Genomic DNA, 19,044 nt, shown 5'->3' with positions numbered 1-19,044 from the left:
GTTTTCTGTATCTTTTATTGATATTGCAAGACAAACTGATTAAAAAAAATAACTTTACAAATAATGCTTTTTTATCTTATTCGTTTAACTCCAAATTCATAAACATTTAAAATTTAAACCAACTAAACTATGAAAAAAGCCCTGCTTTTATTTTTCACTCTTATACTTTCAATTACCGCTAAAGCACAAATAAAACTTCCTGAGATAGTAAGCAATGGTATGGTATTACAAAGAGAAGAACCTATAAATATTTGGGGTTGGGCAGCTCCTAACGAAAAAGTAACCGTTAGGTTTAACAATAAGAAATACAAAACCATTACTGCAAAAAACGGTGTATGGAAAGTTACCCTTTCTCCTATTAAGGCTGGAGGTCCGTATAATATGGAAATTGAAGGCAGTAATAAAATTATACTTAATGATATTCTTGTTGGTGATGTGTGGCTTTGTTCAGGTCAGTCTAATATGGTACATCAAATGCGTTTACATAATGTGCTCTATGCCGATGAAATAGCAAATGCATCTTACAATGAAATAAGGCAGTTTTTTGTTCCTAATACAGTAAATCTTTCAGGTCCTCAAACAAAACTTCCCGAAAGCTCATGGAAAAAAGCTATAAATCCTGACGTTAATGAGTTTTCGGCTGTTGCCTATTTTTTTGCTAAAGAATTATATAAAAAATATAAGGTTCCTATTGGAATTATCAATTCCAGCTGGGGCGGCACGCCTATTGAGGCATGGGTTAGTGAAAAAGGGTTTAAGGAATTCCCTAATGTGCTTGAAACTATTAACAGAAACAAAGATACTTTATACATAAACAGCCAAAATACATTGCCGCAAGCTGAAATCCCTTTACCTAAAGATAAGGGTTTAGAAGAAAAATGGTTTGATACAGTTTATAAACCTAAAGGATGGAGAAATATAGCCATACCCGGCTATTGGGAAGACCAGGGAATAAAAGGCTTAGACGGTACAGTATGGTACAGGCGGGAAATTGACATTCCTGAAGCTATGACAAAGAAAGAAGCCATGGTTTTTTTAGGGCGCATAGTAGATGCCGATGTATTATATATTAATGGTAAGCGAATTGGAAACACAACATATATGTATCCACAGCGTCGCTATCCTGTTGCAAATGATGTATTAAAGCCCGGTAAAAACCTTTTTGTCGTGCAGGTTACCAATAATTTTGGGAAAGGTGGTTTTGTACCCGACAAGCCCTATTATATTGTTGCAGGAAAAGATACGATTGATCTTACCGGATACTGGCAATACAAAGTAGGAAGGGTAAATATGCCTTTTAATAATGGCTATAATAAAATAACACTGCACTATCAGCCTACTGCTCTTTATAATGCTATGATTTCCCCTTTAATAAATTATAACATTAAAGGTTTTGTATGGTATCAGGGAGAAAGCAATACCGGAAATGCCAGTGAGTATTCAAAGTTGCAGGCTGCACTTATAGACGACTGGCGTAATAAATGGAATAAACAGCTTCCTTTTTTATATGTACAGCTTCCGGGGTTTATGGACTATAACTACGTCCCTTCCGAAAGCCAATGGGCATTGTTTAGGGAAGAACAGGCTAAATCTTTATCAATACCAAAAACTGCAATGGCAGTAGCAATAGATTTAGGCGAATGGAACGACATTCATCCTGACAGAAAAAAAGAAGTAGGTGAACGGCTAGCTTTAGCAGCAGAAAAAACGGCATATAATGAACCTATAATAAGCTCTGGTCCTTCTTACAAATCATTACAAATTAAGGGAAATAAAATAATAGTAAGCTTTAATAATACAGGGAATGGGCTTTCCACAACTGATGGTGAGGCTCCATCTGAATTTGCCATTGCGGGAGCAGACAAAAATTTTGTCTGGGCAAAAGCAAAAATTGAAGGAAATACAGTGATTTTATGGAATGAAAGCATTGAAAAACCATTGTACATAAGATATGCCTGGGCAGACAATCCTGTAAATCCTAATTTGATAAATAAGGAAAATTTACCGGCTGTACCTTTTCGAACTGATGAATAGTTTTATAAATATTTAAAAAATCTAATATTATTATTTTGATGAAAAAAATAGCAATAACAACTCTATTAATTATTTTATCATTTAATCAGTGTTCAGCTCAAAAGCGTAAGGCAAATAATAAAGAAGAGCCAGTCTTTTCAGAATTCACCTATCATGGAAAGGACGACATTTATGATAAAAATCCTTTAAAGGCCGATGAATTTTATACTCCCATACTACAGGGCTGCTATCCTGATCCAAGTATTACCCGCAAAGGGAATGATTACTATCTGGTAAATTCTTCGTTTGCCATGTTTCCGGGAGTGCCGATTTTTCATTCTACCGATTTAGTAAACTGGAAACAGATAGGACATGTACTGGACAGGGAATCACAGCTTAAAGTAGAAGATTCACGAATATCGGGTGGTGTCTATGCTCCCGACATTAAGTACAACCCCTATAATGATACTTTTTATATGATAACTACAGAGATTGCAGGGGGAATGGGGAATATAGTGGTAAAAACAAAAGATCCTTCTAAAAGCTGGAGTGATCCGTTTAAACTTAACTTTGAAGGAATAGATCCGTCATTATTTTTTGATGATAATGGTAAAGCTTATCTGGTACACAATGACGCCCCTGATAAGGGAACAGAGCTATATCAGGGACACAGGGTAATAAAAATATGGGAATATGATTTGCAGAAAGATCAGGTTGTGCCTAATTCAGATAAGATTATTGTTAACGGCGGGACAGACATCACTCAAAAACCTATTTGGATTGAAGGACCTCATATCTATAAAAAGAACAACAAATATTACCTAATGTGTGCTGAGGGCGGGACAGGCGACTGGCATAGTGAGGTAATTTTTGTAAGTGATAATCCTACCGGTCCTTATATTCCTGCAAAAAACAACCCTATACTTACCCAACGTTATTTTGCAAAAGACAGGACAAACAAAGTAGACTGGGCAGGGCATGCAGATCTTGTGGAAACTCCTGACGGAAATTATTATGGGGTATTTCTTGCTGTTCGCCCTAACGAAAAACAACATGTAAATACAGGTCGTGAAACATTTATTCTCCCGGTAGACTGGAGCGGAGAGTTCCCTGTATTTGAGAATGGTCTCGTTCCTTTAAAACCTTTATTAAAATTACCTAATGGTGTTGAGAATAAAACCGGAAAAGCAGGATACTTGCCTAACGGAAATTTTAATTTTACTGATAATTTTACCTCTAATGAGTTAGATTATCGCTGGATTGGTATAAGAGGACCAAGAGAAAAGTTTATAATAACAGGAAAAAATGGTTTAACTATCACTCCTTTTAAAACAAATATTAAAGCAACTGCTCCTACCTCTACCCTGTTTTACAGACAACAGCATGCCTCTTTTAAAGCAACAGTAAAACTATCATACAAACCCAAATCAGAAAAAGACCTCGCCGGTATTACTTGTTTTCAGAATGAAAAGTTTAATTATGTATTTGGGGTTACAAAAAAAGGACAGGATTATTACCTTGTACTTGAGAGAACAGAAAATGGAAAATCGACAATTATTGCCAGTCAAAAAACAGATATAAACAATCAGTTATATCTGCAGGTAACTGCAAAAGGAGATGACTATAGCTTTAATTACTCTTTTAGCGGCAATGCATTTAATAACTTTGGAGGAGTCATGTCTGGTGATATTCTTTCAACTGATATTGCAGGAGGATTTACAGGAAACCTTATTGGTTTATATGCTACGGGTTCAAACGATATTTTACCTTAAATTATATTCAAATAAATAAGAACATTAAGTATCCAAAAATTAAAAATTATCTTATATAAAGCAGGCTAATTTCTTTAATCATGCATAAAATGTTTTGAAATTTGTCCTGTAAGGTTCACTCTACGGGATAATCGCTACCTCATATATATTTATTAAGACATTATAAAGTTATCTTAAGTTCTAAAGATTCTCATGCTCAAAACCCTGCCAATATTGTCTAATCTTTTATAAAAAAGTTCGACATTAATCCTGTCGACTCCACAAAAGCCTTTTGCTATTGGTAAAAGGCTTTTTTTTATGGCAGAAATGAATGAGAAGAGGATTATATAGATAATCTGGTTTTAGAAATCAGGAACAACCGCAAAGAAATTATTTAATTTAAAGACCTCCAACAGTAATCACTATAAAAATAAAACTTTTATTATCAGCAGAAATAATAACCATTATTGTGTATATTTATCTTGATATAACAAGTTGTGCATAATGCAAAAAAACTATGAGTGAAGAAAAATTTCATTTTGAAATACCGAAAGAGAATATACGAAATGTAAAGTATGACAAGCACGGTTTTGCACCTTCAGTCCAGCGTATTAGCCATACTCAACACGGACAAAAACTAAAAGTTCAAACTCAAGATTTTATTAGTAATGAATTTAAGAAAAAGGATATAGAATACACAAGCGATTTATATCTTCAAATTGAAACACCTGAAAAAATAACTATCAAAAGTCAAAAACAAAAAATTGAAAATTTAGGCTTTGAATTATTATCATTCTCAACTAAAAATGAATCAATAGGAACTGCAAAAATTGAAAAAGAAAAATTAAATGTATTTGAAAAAAGGTTAGAAAACTACATATCAAGTCCAGAAAATACAGGAAAAACTTATTTTGCACCTATAGAAAGTATTTCAAGTATTCCACCTGAAAACAAAATAGATGATACAATTGACTACGAATCAGATGAAAGTATCGAAATTGTTATTAATCTCTTTAATGCAATAACATCAAAAGAATTACTTGCCATCACAAATTCAATTGAAGCAGAACTTAGGCAATTTTCAGATGATGTAAATAAAAGAAATTTCAAAAATGGTGTAGCCTCATTGCATTGCACAATACAAGCAAAATATTTACCACAACTTGCAACTGACTTTTCTACTATAAAAGAAATAAAAACAAGTCAAACATTCGTTGTACCTCAATCTGTACCTTCTGATGCAATTCCTAATCCACTAGTTATAAATCCTGTTAAGTCAGATTCTCTAGTTTGCATAGTTGACTCGGGTATTAATAAAAATGGTATAATGGATAATCTAATTAAAGACCAACTAATCTACATTAATTCAACTTCAATAGATTGTGATTATAACCATGGAACTTTTGTTGCTAGTAGATGTGTTTTTGGTGATGAAATTGACAATTGCCTAGGCACTCATAGCTTAACACCTTATTGTAATTTAATTGATTTATCTGTGTTTGGGGTAAATAATGAAGGGCATGTTGTTGGGCCAAGTGAGTTTTTATTAAGAACTGCGATTGAAGACACAGTAGATAAATATGCAGGAATAGTTCAAGTATATAATTTATCTCTAGGCACTGACACACCAATTAAAGATTCGGCGTTTTCAGATTTAGCGAAATTATTAGATTTTTTATCCAAAGAATATAAAGTCTTGTTTGTATTGGCTGCTGGTAATATACGTAATTTATTAGGAACTTTTCCAACTGATCATTATGGAAGTCCACTTTCAAGAATTGGTTGTCCTGCAGAATCATTATTAGGGTTAACCGTTGGTTCAATCGCAAAACATACTAATGGAACTGCATTGTCTGACGTGAATTTTGTATCTCCTTTTTCACGAAAAGGTCCTGGAGCAGATAATGGAATTAAGCCTGAGTTAGTAGCCCACGGAGGCAACCTAATTAATCCTTATTCTAGCTCACCTCGAATATCAACTTATGGTATTTCAAAAGATGGTAAAAATTTATCTGTGGATAATGGCACAAGCCATTCTGCCCCCATAATTTCGCAATATGCTCAAAGACTTTTTGATGCATACCCACAAAGTGATCCGAACTTAGTCAAAGGACTTTTGTGTCACTTTACTGAACCAAGAAGCAATCATGATGAAATAAGCGAATCTGGTTTAAATTATGTCGGTTTTGGTGAGCCAAATATAGAAAGGGCATTAAAAGCAGGTGATTTCAACGCAGCTTACATCTATGAAGGCCAATTAGACCAAGAAAATTATCAGTTTATAGGCTTTCATATTCCATCTACTTTGAGAGCAAATGAAGAAGACACTAAATTACGTGTAAAAATAACAGTTACTTATGACCCTCCAGTTAATCCGGACAACGATAAAGAATATTCAGAAGCAAGAATAACTGCAACTCTAATAAAAAATACGGATGGCGGTATGAAAGATATAACAATATCAACAGAAGATAAATACAACTTACCTTGGAATCCAATAATTCAATTTGAGAAAAGCTTTATTAGGTCTTATTCAGCAGGATATTGGGAATTAAAACTTAGACTATACACTCGTGGTAAAGTAAAAGATGATTATTTACAAGATTATTCTGTTGTTATAGAAATTATAGACGATAATAAAAAGACTGATGTTTACGCTGATGTTGAAAATGAATTTGCCGATCTTTATAAAAAGATTAAGGTTACAATTGCAGCATAAGCACTATGCACAACAACTTATATAAAAATAGTGGTTTAATAGCTTAATCGATAGAAAATTAATAAACTAAAGATCATTGTAAAACCTACAAAGTGGGGACTAAAATCCTCAACTGATCATTCACTTACAGTTACAAATCATTTTATAAAAAACACTATATTCTTTAATAAAGCAACAAATACTGGATAAGACTTAATTAATCAACAACAGAATATTATCATAAAACATAAATTATTATAATAAAAGCCTTGCCAATACCGTCAAATCTTCTATAAAAGTATTCGAAAATTTTCCGGGCAAGTCAACAAAAGCCTTTTGCTAATTGCAAAAGGCTTTTTTTATTGTATTAAATACAGAAAAAGCCAAAACTGTGTGAATTTTAAAAATGCTCTAATAAAAAACTCCGTTTTCATATAAGAAAACGGAGTTCAATTACAGCTTAAAGGGACTCTTACCTTATCATACAACGTGTTTGGTAAATCTTACCATCCACAGTTGCCACATTCATCATGTAAATCCCTTCGGGAAGATTAATGTTAGCTAAAAGCAGTTGTTTTCCGGAAGTGTGTTTTTTATACCCACTGCTTACTATAGTTCTTCCTAATATGTCTGTAAATGTTACTTGTTTCACCTCAGTATCTTCCGGCAATACTACAGTGGTGGATCCTTTAAAAGGATTGGGATAATTAAATATATTTGTGTGTAGTGTTTCAAATTCGGGAACCGAAAGAGTCTGAGCTCCAAAACTCATGTTACTTACGGTTATGTCAAAATCCTCAGTAGCCGTGTACCCGCTTATTACAGAGAATACAATACTCCTTACCCTCTCTCCGTTTAACGACTCTCCCTGTAAATTTTGAAAAGCCGATAAAGGGATGCTGATTCCGGTATCCTGACCATGAGCAGGTAACTGATAGGTCAACCTGTTTTCCCAATTAGTTAGGTTTTCTGTAACTAAAACTACCTCAACAGTATGAGAGTTTTGCAGGGTAAAATTAAGGGCTTCATAATCATTTACATCAAGTGTAAGCTCTCCTGCCAATATATTCCTGAAAAGATTTATCGTACCGCTGGTCTGCCCGGTTAAGGAAGCATTTCTTTCTATATTATAGCCTTCCTGCACATCTTGTTCATAAGGTTGTACAGTAAAGGAAGTAATACTTGTAACCTGCACATCATAATCAATTCCCCATGGACCATCTGCCAGATACAGCGCATCTGTTCTAACCGATTCGGGTGTGTTAACCGAAAAACCAACATCAAATAAGCTTCCTGTTTGTATTACAAGACTTTGATTATAATCTCCTGTAAGTATACTTCCTTCAGTAATATTTTCTACCTCTGCCTGTTCTGTTAGTCTTTTATTACCTTCAAAATTCAGGTTTGACGATGCTGTTTTGTTTATTATTTCAAGATTAAGACTACCATCCTTATAAAAACCATTTTTAACAAACACCTGTGGTATTCTGTTTTCAACCTCAATATCGGTTACTGTAGTATCTTCTGCCAATTGGGTTAAAATATAATTAGTAATACTGCTTACCTGTCCCATATTACTACCCCATACCTGAAAATTAAGATAATCTCCTGCCGGATACTGACCTATATTCCAGTAACTGTGTAAATAGCTTATAGTTTCGGTTTGCTGTATTGAGAAAGTAAGGGCATATTCGGTTATACCGTTAGCTCTTTTTATTTTAGACATAATCAGTTCGTGTCCCTGAATTTTAATAGTGCGGACATCCTCCAGAGACGAACCGTTAAGCCTGTCGCATATTGCCTTTGAATGGTCGTAAACACCACCTGTAGTTTGTGTTGCCAGTGCAGCAGCTACCCTTTCTGCTCCCGAATAATAATCTACCGAGAATACCTGCTCGGCATTAGTGATTTGGGTTAAATCTTCAGGGCTTGAAACATAAGGTGTTTCTGTTCCAAACATTCCAGTTGTTGGCAACAGTGCAGCGAAATTTACTGTTTGACCGTTTTTTAAAATACTGTTAGATGATACATACGGGTTTTGTAATTGTTTCTTATTAAGGAAACTATTGTTTTTAGCCCTTATAAAGTTCCTGTTAGCAATAAGTCCGGCTAGGCTACCGTTACTCTCCAGTCCGCCATCATTGGCAGAAGAAACGTCGTTAGCACTATCCACATCGGCTACATTTACCAGTTTCATAGCCGTGTAAGGATTTGAGGTTACATAAAAAACCACATCATTAAAATCGTTATCACAGCTTTGGTAATCCCTCCTTATATCTTCAAAACTTAAAAGCACCCTTTCATTATCAGGGTCAGAAAGCAATACATTATGATGACGTAATTCGGGATCTGCTTCAGGGTTAAAATCAGGATTAGAAAACAACTGCCATGCACCTCCGGTTACGGCACTTCCGTTCCATCCGTTGGCAAGCAGTACCCAGCCTATACCTGTACCCGCAGGGAAGCTTCCTATTTTAACCTTATTCCCGGCAGATAATCCGCCGCCATATCCCCCTTCGGAAGCATTAGGAAAAATAATGGTAATGTCTTCAGGCTGAGGTGCCGATATATACGGATTGTTTACATCATAAGTATAAAAGCCCAGTACGTTTTTATAACCGGCGCCTTCCTTTACAAAAGTTACCCACACATCGGCAGCTTCCAGCAGCTCAATATCAGTATCATATCCTGCCGATATATATTGCGGGTTGTATATGGGTACCGGATAGCTTTCCGGTAGTGAATTGTTCACTAAATCGTGTGTTGCCTGTGTTACCACATCACCCGGCGATTCCAGGTACAAGGGAACTCCTAACGAGTTATACTCTCCTAAAAACTGGTAGTTTTGCCCAAAAGCAAAAGAACAGCACATCATTATAGATAATAGTAGTAATCTTTTCATAATCATATACTTTTGAGTTTGTTTGTTATAACAAATTTATATAGCTAAAGTTCTGACAGTATGATTATTCGATTACACATAAGCTGTTAAAGACGAAAGGCTTTTATCTTTCGTTTAATGGACTTATTTAGTTTCAATCCTGATAAACAATGGTTTAGAAGTAAGGTGCCATTTTAAACGGAAACCAAGCTCTGTATAAGTAAAACCGGCGGCTGTGGTAGAAGCAATATTACTGTGCAGTCCATACAGGTTTATAAGCAAACGGTGAGAGAACTTATAGCCTATTTTTCCCTGTAGCCTGTAGGTAGCCTGTTTCTGATCGCTTTCTATAAACTGATACCCCACAGCCGCGTTAAGGTTATAAAACAGGCTTTTGGGTTCGGCAACCTGTTCATCCTTTAGGAAATCTACAAAAACCTCCCCTACGTTAAATCGTTTTGGACTAAAGTATACCTCCGGTCTGCGTTCCTGAAAACTAATATACTGGTAATTTATACCAGCCTTTAAAACAGGTGCATACATAAAGTTATAGTACAGCGAAGTGAATAAAAGGTTACGGTCGTTACCATCACTTTGAGAGGTATAGTAATACTGTGTAAACCACCCCAGGTTAAAGTTTGTACCTACGTTGTAGTTTATATACATATTATCGGCAGTGATTTCACTATCAATCAGGTCGGCATTAAAGTTTTGTATATCGCGTTTATATCCTATTTCGGCATCGTGCATTTTAAAAGGCTTTACTTTAAAAAACACATCGGCAAGAAACTGACTGTAGCTGTTATTAAACGAACTCGCATTACTGCTACCCAAAGCAAGGTTAAAGCTCAGTTTTGGCAGTGCCTGAAACTGCATTCCTATTTTAAAATCGTTAGTTTCGGCCTCAACATTCGTATTATCGTTTTTTGTTTTCCTGTACTGATAAAAGCCGTTAAATGTAATTTTTGTGCTTACAGGGACTGACAATGAAGTATTAGTATAATAAGCCCTGTTCTTACCATTATCAAAAGAATATCCCAATTTTTCTTCCACAAAAGGAGAGTAAGTTGTATTGAGCTTTTGAAGGAAAGCTTCGGCATCTTTTTGATTCTTAAATATACTCAGGGTTTTATTAGCTGCCGAATAAGCCTCTACAGGTTTACCATCGGCAAAATAAGCATTAGCTATACCAAGGTTACCATCAAACGAAAGTGAATCCTGTGTCAGTATGGTCTCATAATCAGTAATACTTTGCCTGTAATCGCTTTTATACATGCCTAAAGTGGCTGAAGCAGCCAGTACATAACCTTCATTGGGTTTTATAGCTCTTTCCTTTTCAATGGCTGCTTTTGCCTCTTTAAATTTACGGTTCCATATAAGCGCCTGTATGTGCCTTTCTTTAGCTAGTTTTACGACCATCTCATCATTACTATTTTCAGCTTTTTCTAAAGCCTTATAGGCCCATACCAGCGCTTTTTTATCTTTACCGTTAATATGATCTGCCAGAGAATACCCTGCCATAGCCACAACACTGTAGTTTGCATTTACGGCTATTTTAGAATAGGCATCTTTGGCCTCATCTGTTTGTTTTGTAATCAAATATATGTTTGCTTTATTTAGCAGTGTATCCTTATCATTTGGAAAATCTTTCAGGTTATCATCCAGCATAAGCTGCGCTTCCTCATATTTTTTTTCCTGAACCAACATAGCCGAATACCCCAAACGTATGTACTTTCTGGAAACCATAGCATTTGCATTGCCGGGAGAAACATCAAGAGCCTTATTTACATAGCTTAATGCTTCAGGATATTCTTTAAGATTGGATAGTGTATTGGCATACCCTAAAAGTGCCGGAAAGCTTTCCGGCTGTTTTTCTATAAGTCCGGAATAAAAAACTTTGGCTTCACTGTACTTTTTATTCCATAGCAGTGATTCGGCATAATTCAGTTCTATTTCGAAGTCTCCCGGATACTTCTCCAGCATTGCGGTAAAAATAGTATTGGCTTTACCGGGATTACCATTTAAGCCCACAGCCCTACCATAACAAAGGTTGGCTGTTTTATTATCAGGATAATCCTTCAATACCTTTTCAAAAAAGATTTCGGCCTGTGCAAACCTGCCGGTTTCAAGATGAGTAAAGCCTTCCTGCATATTTTGTGACCATGCAGTTAAACAAAACAGGTATGATAATACATAAGTAAAGTGTTTAAAATACTTCATAATACTGTTTTTTATTTGGTTTGATAACTGCAAGTTAATTACTAATGTTAAAAAAATAATCCACAGTAACTTACCACTCATCGGGTCTAAAAAGCATTTTACAGAAAGGTAAGTAATTATAACTGCTTATACTGCGTCTTCTCTCCTTAATTTTTGATAAAAATTTATGTAAATAACTGATATACAAACCAAATATCAGCTTATTTATATAGCCTCAATGATTAGTATAGTGATTTTCAGCTACGCTTATTCTTTTATCATTACTCAGGTTACATTCATCTAAAGTAATCTTCCGCTAAACGAAAACAGGCCATAATACCTTCTACACAGCAGTAACTTTAAACTAATAATCTTAAATACAAACACTTATGAAAGTAGCAGTTGTAACTTCGTTCCCTCCAAGTAAAGTAACTTTAAATGAGTACGGGTATCATTTAGTAAAGAATTTTGTAAATAAGAATGATATTACCGAACTACTATTACTAACCGATAAAACAAAAGCTCCAAAACAGCTTGATTTTGAAAACAGCGATAAAGTAAAAGTGAATGAATGCTGGTCATTTAACAGTTACCTTAGTTTTTTCACTATACTGAAAACAATTTTAAAGGAAAGACCCGATGCAGTACTATTCAATCTTCAGTTCTTAAAGTTTGGAAGCAAAAAAATACCCGCAGCAATGGGACTTATGCTTCCTATGTTGTTAAGGCTTATAGGTATCTCAACCATTGTACTGCTACATAATATAATGGAAGAAGTAGATTTAACCAAAGCCGGTTTCTCTAAAGGCGGACTACAGAAAAAAATATACTCCTTTATAGGTACAAACCTCACAAAATGTCTGCTGAAATCTGACAGGGTAGCTGTTACCATTCAAAAGTATGTAGAAACATTAAATGAAAAGTATAAGGCTGCTAATGTTACGCTTATCCCTCACGGTTCGTTTGAAATGGTTAAGTCCCCTAATTTCGATCCGCAGCCGGGGCCTAAAAAAATAATGGCTTTTGGTAAGTTTGGTACTTATAAAAAAGTTGAAATAATGATAGAAGCCGCCCAACAACTTCGTGAAAGGATAAATGAAGAAATTGAAGTTGTTATTGCAGGAACCGATAGCCCTAACACACCAGGGTATCTTGACTCTGTACAAAAAAAATACAGTCATGTAAAAGGTGTAACCTTTACAGGATATGTTGAAGAAAATGATGTAGAGCGTATTTTTACAGAAAGTACAGTTGTAGTATTCCCTTATACTGCTACAACCGGTAGTAGCGGTGTATTACACCAGGCCGGAAGTTATGGTAAAGCTGTTGTAATGCCTGATTTAGGAGACCTTGCTTTACTGGTGGAAGACGAAGGTTATAAAGGCGAGTTTTTTAACCCTACGAGTTCTTCTTCCCTATCTCTTGCCATTGAAAACATTTTAGTGAACGACAGCTATCGTAAAGAACTGGCTGTAGCCAACTATAAAGCTGCAAAAGCACTTTCGATGGAAAGAATTACCGAAATGTATTTAGAAGAATTCAGAAACATTGAAGAAGTTAAATTTGGTAAATCACTTATTAGTAATATATAAAAATGATGGTTTGGGTTTACCGTGTTCATCTAAAAACCCAAACTTTTTCTGTTTGTTTTTAATCCAGGGCCATTTGCCGGCTACATTATTTGGAACAGAAGGAAAATCATAAAGTGTCCATGATAAGAATGCAAGTTGTTTTTCCTTAAAAACGGCTTGCATTTTTTTATGATACTCAGCCTGACCGTTCTCCCCTTTTCCAAACCAACTCCAAAAACCCCTGTAAGACGAAACGCCAAACTCCTGTAATACTACAGGTTTATCTATTTGTGTTTTTAATACATTATACTTATCCAAAAAATGATTTGGGTTAAGGTAATAGTGATAAGATACAAAATCGACCTTATCCTGTAATAAAACCGCATCATGAGGGTTAGACCAGCCTATGGTAACCAAATGGTTAGTATCCCATTTTTTAATTAAAGGCAATAGCGTTTGCAGCCATCCTGTAACGTTATCCCTATCTCTGTTCTTAAAATCCAGGTCAGGTTCATTTTTAAGATCCCAGGCTAATATAGCATTATGGTTTTTAAAGGTTTCCACAATCTTTTCGGCGTGCCTGTGGGTTAAAGTCCAGTTTTGCGGAGTATAATCACTATAAAAATCAAACAGGGTTACTATAACAGCTAAGTTCTTTTCTTCAGCTAAATCTAATACCTGCTCCAGTTTATCCAAACGATCTTCCTGAACATCGGCCTTGCCAAAATCCTCATACGGCACAAAAATCCTTACCGTGTTGAGTTTTGCATTGGCTATTATATCAAAATCGGCACTTATGGTATCTGTAGAGAATTTATCTCCATACATATCCCACGCAGAGTTTTTAGGATAATAATTGATTCCTTTTATAAGATAGGCTTTACCATCCTTCATTATACTGTCTCCCTTTACCTCAAAATACTTATGGGGTTTAATACTATCCTGTACTATAGCTTCTGGTGACATTCTTTTAATGTGGCGTATTCTCCAAAAACCATCTTCTAAAAGCATCATTACCTTATAACTGGCAGTATCGGTAACCGTATTAATAAGCTTTTTATCCTGATATATTTTTTGGTATTCTACAATATTCCTGTCGGTAAACACCACTAGCTGACCATCGGCACTGTAAAAATCAATAGCCGGGTTATGCTCTATGGTTGTGCCTTCTATGCTTATTTTATTTTCTTTATTATAGTCTACCAACTTAAACAGGTTTACCCTTGCACTATCGGTATAAAAATCGGCAATACCTTCTGTAGTATTGGCTTTGAGGGCGTTGTTCTTTACATACCACGAAAACAGATAATCTTTCTCTATCTCCTTTAATGCCTGTTTTTCCATTTTACGCCCCGGGTTATCAAAGCTGCTCCAGTTTACCTTAGGCAGATAGGTTGTAATGGTTTCCTTTTCCAAATGCAACATATCACTACGCTCAGCACCCGAATTAAGGTATCCCAACACCTTACTGAGCCCAAACAACAAAAGTGCATTAAGTGCTATAAAACTGATAATTATTGCTGCTCTGTATATGTTTTTATTATTTACTCTCATACTGAATCAAACCTGTTTTTTGCGTGTGTCCCATTACACTTATTTCAAAACTGTATGCCTTTGCATTGTACTCTCCTTTTGGTAAGCTAAATACGGCTTCTCCGTTTATGGTGTATTCTTCAATAGTACTTACCTCCTGCCCTGATTTATTATATAGTTTGAGTAAAACCGTAGTACCGTTAGGCACAAGCTGTTTCATAAAGCTTTGTAAAGCGCCTACTGTTATTGTCCTCTTATCTTTAGAGAAAGCATAGTTTATTTCACCTTTTAATGCCAACTTATAACTGATTTTAACCTCATTACTTTCGGCTATACCTGTTATGTAGGCTTTTATAGTATAGCTATCTTCTTTTTCCGGACTCGGTATTTTACTTTGAGCTATTCCGTTAATGGTATTTCCGTAGGTTTTCAATAGGTTTCCATTATTGTTCCTTATCATAAAGGTGACCGATGTTCCGTCATTTACGGTATTACCATACTTATCTTTCAGTTCTGATGTATAAATTGTAGTTAGCTGGTTGCCATCGGCATATTCATGATTTCGGGTATAGTTTATGGTAAAGTTTACCGGTAAAGCAGCATATACATCTGCTTCAAACTCTTTTGTCGCTACAACTCCACAATTTGAAGACAACAGCATTTTCCCTGTTTCTTTAGGTGCTGATATTCTTTCAAAAGCGATAAAATTTTCAGTGTAAAGTGCTTCTTCATATATACTTTCCTTAAACTGATGCTTAAGTGTAATTGCTGTACTATCAGCTACAGGATTATCAAGCGCATCATGAGGTATGGTTACCATCATGGTATAATTTTCATTGCCAGCATTAATGGTGCGTGGTCCAAGATAGGTTTCTATGCCTGTTGTAACAGCATTAGGAACAATCGTAAAGTTTCCCTGTAATTTCAATTCGTTACCTGAATAAAGATACCAGTTTACCAGTCCGGTTTTGGCAGCCAAAAAATCAGGAAGTATAAACTCATTCCCTTTTGGTGTCAAAACTGTACTCCCGTAAGATGATTTCACCATCATAACAGTTTTGTTTACCCCTTCAGTATCTGTAAAAGACAATGCAATAGCACTCCCGGCAACATACTCCTGTTGGGGGTTTAACAATACAATTTTTGTATCACTACTATTTGACTGTTGCAGCCCGAAAGACAGTAATACAAAAACTATTGCGATAGTTAATACTATGTAACCTGATTTAGTTTTTATCACCTTGGGTTAGCTATATAGTTGTTAATCTCTATTTTAATGTATGAATAACCTTTTCCGTTTATTGGTATAAGTTCGTTATCATTATGCCCCAGTATTCTTAAAGGTACTGTTTTTCTTGCCATTTCCCGGTTGGGCAGTCCGTTTACATAACAATTTTCCGTACCTGATTTCAACAGTTCCAGTTTACTCAAATCGAGCAGTTTATAACTGAACTTTTGTTTACGCTGTACTCTTATCCCCTCACGGATAAAGAAATGATCTGCATAAACAATCTCCCTTTTTTCATTGTAATAACTTACCAACAGTTCGGGTATGGTAACTTCCTGAATGCCATAATTAAATAAAGCACCTTGTATAGTTGTATTATCAATATTCAAATCGTTTAAGGCAACCTCTTTATATAGGTCGGTTGTAGCTACATTACCTGCACTTTGTATATCAAAATTAACGGGTAGACTTTTCAGTTTGGCAGGTGTAAACTCATCGGGGTTAAACGTCTCTGGTTTTACCTCCCCATTACTTTGCCAGGCAATATCTTCAAAATTAACCTTAAACGTAGTGGTTTCCTTAGGCATTAGTTTATGCTTTATAACATACTTGGCGTTATGTGTTGCCAGCCTTTTATCATTTTCATCATACAGGGTTGCCTTTACAGATACATCTGCAGGGATATTGTCTATGTTTTGCAGTTCGCCCACTATCATATACTTATTATCCTGAAAAATCATCCTAGCCGAAAGTATTTCCAGTTCAGGTTGTTTCAATACATCCTCATGATAGGTTTGTTGGGTAGTTATACGCCTGCGTCCGTGTTTATAAAATTGAGTGGTATTATCAGCAAATATCTGATCTGGCGGAATATCCGGATCTTTCTTATCGGGTACTATATACCATTTCCCTTTTTTCTTTACCAGCCTGTGTACATATTCCCTATCTATAATTTCAAGCGGAGTTACCCATTTGGTTTTTACTTTTACCCCTGCACTGTTTTTGGTTTTATCTGTAACATTTACGGTTATAGCATCAAGCTTGGCATACGAGTTCACTATACCATCTGTTACCGAAATTTCCAACAGATACTGTGATAACGGATAGTCATCATCGGGGGTGATATAAGAATAAGCTCTTTCGAACTCCTTAAAATCGAGCGCATCATAATAAGACTTTACCACATTATCCGGACTTATTTGCGGCGATATGCCATAGTACAGTTTGTACAATCCATAAGACGAAATCACAACCATAAACAACACCCAAAATCTATTAACCCTAAGCATACTCTTAGAGAAACCGGTATAACTTTTTGCATGTAAAAAAAAGCCGGGTTTCGGTATTTTACGGGTTTTTAAGGCATGTACCCACAGCATTTGTATATTAATTACAAATGCCAATACCACCGTTAATAACGGAATAATACCCCACATTAAACGAAGAGGCAATGGAGCTTCCTCTTTAGGTATTATTTTTGGCATGGGTGGTACATTTAGCTTTTCCCAAACCATAATACCATTCTCTAACTGATTGAGTCGCTGCCATCCGCTAAAATACAGTATGGGATCATAAAACTTATCGTTAGAGAAAACATATTTAAGGTTATACTTTTCGGGCACGGTAAGAAACTGCTGTAGTGAACCTATCCCCTCCATTCCTCTAAACTTTGAGTTTTCCAGTCTTTCTACCGCCCTTGATGTAAGCTCAGGGAGTCTTCTGGCAGAATGGTAATTACCATCTACAGTCATAGCTCCCGTTTGTGTAGACAGGTAAGCCATTTGATCACCAAAACCAAGAGGCAGAAAACGCCAGCGGTCATGCTGATCCTGATTGAGGAAGTTGACTATTGGCAGCATATTAATTTTTTGCGGCTGAAACGGACGAAAATATCCTAACGATATGGTGAACAAAGCAAACCCTAGGAAAGCCCCTGCAAAAACTCCGCTTATAATACGATGGTATACTGTGCCATATCTTTGCTGTAAACTCTGCTTCAGGTCACCTTCTACCAGTCTATATACAAACTCACCAAACATTGGTAAACTGACTATAGATGCCCATAGCGTAAACCTGTCTAACGTTAATATATTAAAAGCATTTGTACCTAATAGTTTTAAAGGTATAGGAGTTGTACCGCCTGTTCCTAAAATTGTCAGCATACTTAACGATAGTCCAAAGAATATGTACCTCTTGCTAAAATATCTGTAAAACACATAAGGCAGTATAAACAGTATTATTCCCCACGGAATAAGGAAAAACATAAGTCCTGACGAGGTAACTTCTAAAAAATTATCCCTGCTTCCATGTGGTATAGGCACCTGGGTTATTGGGTTTTTTCTGGAGTTTATCCAGTAAGGCAATATACATACCACTACTAAGGTCAATAACCCTATGCCAAATACAATAATACGTTTAAGTGAAGTTATTAGGGTAGCTATAAAAAGCCTGAAGGTAATATTCCTATAACTATCTGTCCTTTCACTGGCCATATCCATAACGGCTACTCCTATTAAGGGCAGTATAAAAAATACCATCCCAAAAATAGGTGTAACATGATGTGAGGTTACCGTTACCGCGATTAGGGATAATGACGTTAGCAAGTAGCGCTTTCTTCCTGTTTTTACCCATAGGTAAATTTCAGGGAGGGAATGCATCAATATTGATATCCCCATGATACTTGGTAACTGCCCAAAAATGTGAAGTGTCTCCAAAAAGGAAGAGGAAAACACTGCTATGAGTGAAGCATAGCCTGCTATAGTGCGGTTACCCGTTAACAGTAAGGTAAATCTATATACCCCTGTTATGAAAAGTATAACACATATAATAGTAACGGCAAACAACCCAAACTTGAGTCCGCCAATTAATGAGAACAATCCTATCGCCTGATGTACTAACGGCGGATACCCCATAATGGTAAACCCTGTATACCAACTTGTGTTCCATGATTCAAACCAGTTGTGGGCATAGTGATTAGCAAAAAACAAATGGATTAAGGCATCATACGTGTTTTCCAGCGTAAAGAACATTAGGGCTGCATGGAAAACCACCCCTATGAGTAAGGCCGAAATAAGGTATTTGTTTGTGGTTTCACTCACGTTATGATGTGGTTATTTGTTGTAAAGTAAAGATAATAAATAAAATAGGTAATGTTAAAATGAAGCACCTAT

9 protein-coding genes are annotated in these 19,044 nt (G+C 35.8%); 4 read left to right on the top strand and 5 right to left on the bottom strand.

The genetic code is table 11. From position 1 onward, the window contains the following. The first annotated feature begins 129 nt into the window (after positions 1-129). The 3 genes from V3Z67_RS10875 to V3Z67_RS10865 all read left to right on the top strand — a co-directional run bounded on the left by V3Z67_RS10875 (position 130) and on the right by V3Z67_RS10865 (position 6,483). A complete protein-coding gene (locus V3Z67_RS10875) occupies positions 130-2,034 on the top strand; it encodes a sialate O-acetylesterase (RefSeq protein WP_330443330.1) in 1,905 nt (634 codons plus the stop codon). A gap of 38 nt (positions 2,035-2,072) precedes the next feature. Further along, positions 2,073-3,785, top strand: a complete 1,713-nt coding sequence (locus V3Z67_RS10870; protein WP_330443329.1) for a glycoside hydrolase family 43 protein — start codon at positions 2,073-2,075, stop codon at positions 3,783-3,785. Positions 3,786-4,281: 496 nt separating this feature from the next. After that, positions 4,282-6,483, top strand: a complete 2,202-nt coding sequence (locus V3Z67_RS10865; RefSeq protein WP_330443328.1) for a S8 family peptidase — start codon at positions 4,282-4,284, stop codon at positions 6,481-6,483. Between the two features lie 451 nt (positions 6,484-6,934). Here V3Z67_RS10865 and V3Z67_RS10860 read toward each other — a convergent pair whose 3' ends face one another. Continuing rightward, positions 6,935-9,364, bottom strand: a complete 2,430-nt coding sequence (locus V3Z67_RS10860; RefSeq protein ID WP_330443327.1) for a DUF4114 domain-containing protein — start codon at positions 9,362-9,364, stop codon at positions 6,935-6,937. A 123-nt stretch (positions 9,365-9,487) separates the two neighbouring features. Then, entirely contained in the window at positions 9,488-11,563 is a 2,076-nt protein-coding gene (locus V3Z67_RS10855) for a tetratricopeptide repeat protein (RefSeq protein ID WP_330443326.1), read from the bottom strand. Positions 11,564-11,931: 368 nt separating this feature from the next. On the opposite strand from V3Z67_RS10855, the gene V3Z67_RS10850 reads away from it, so the two are divergent. Beyond that, positions 11,932-13,134, top strand: coding sequence for a glycosyltransferase (locus V3Z67_RS10850; protein ID WP_330443325.1), 1,203 nt, complete (start codon positions 11,932-11,934; stop codon positions 13,132-13,134). Here V3Z67_RS10850 and V3Z67_RS10845 read toward each other — a convergent pair. The 3 genes from V3Z67_RS10845 to V3Z67_RS10835 are packed head-to-tail and all read right to left on the bottom strand — an operon-like array spanning position 13,114 to position 18,972. Next, the gene (locus V3Z67_RS10845) at positions 13,114-14,667 is read right to left on the bottom strand and encodes a glycoside hydrolase family 2 TIM barrel-domain containing protein (RefSeq protein WP_330443324.1); all 1,554 of its coding nucleotides are present in this window, start codon (positions 14,665-14,667) and stop codon (positions 13,114-13,116) included. The two genes, V3Z67_RS10850 and V3Z67_RS10845, sit on opposite strands and share 21 nt — an antisense overlap. After that, positions 14,654-15,886 (bottom strand): hypothetical protein, encoded by a 1,233-nt coding sequence (locus tag V3Z67_RS10840; RefSeq protein WP_330443323.1) that lies wholly within the window; start codon positions 15,884-15,886, stop codon positions 14,654-14,656. The genes V3Z67_RS10845 and V3Z67_RS10840 overlap by 14 nt, the downstream gene beginning before the upstream one ends. Beyond that, positions 15,883-18,972 (bottom strand): hypothetical protein, encoded by a 3,090-nt coding sequence (locus tag V3Z67_RS10835; protein WP_330443322.1) that lies wholly within the window; start codon positions 18,970-18,972, stop codon positions 15,883-15,885. Before V3Z67_RS10835 ends, V3Z67_RS10840 begins: the two co-directional genes overlap by 4 nt. Positions 18,973-19,044: the final 72 nt, after the last annotated feature.

The sequence above is a fragment of the Flavobacterium sp. C4GT6 genome, from assembly GCF_036347315.1.
GTDB lineage: Bacteria > Bacteroidota > Bacteroidia > Flavobacteriales > Flavobacteriaceae > Flavobacterium.
Note: the sequence above shows the minus strand (reverse complement) of the source record. Positions and strands in the feature narration are given on the sequence as shown.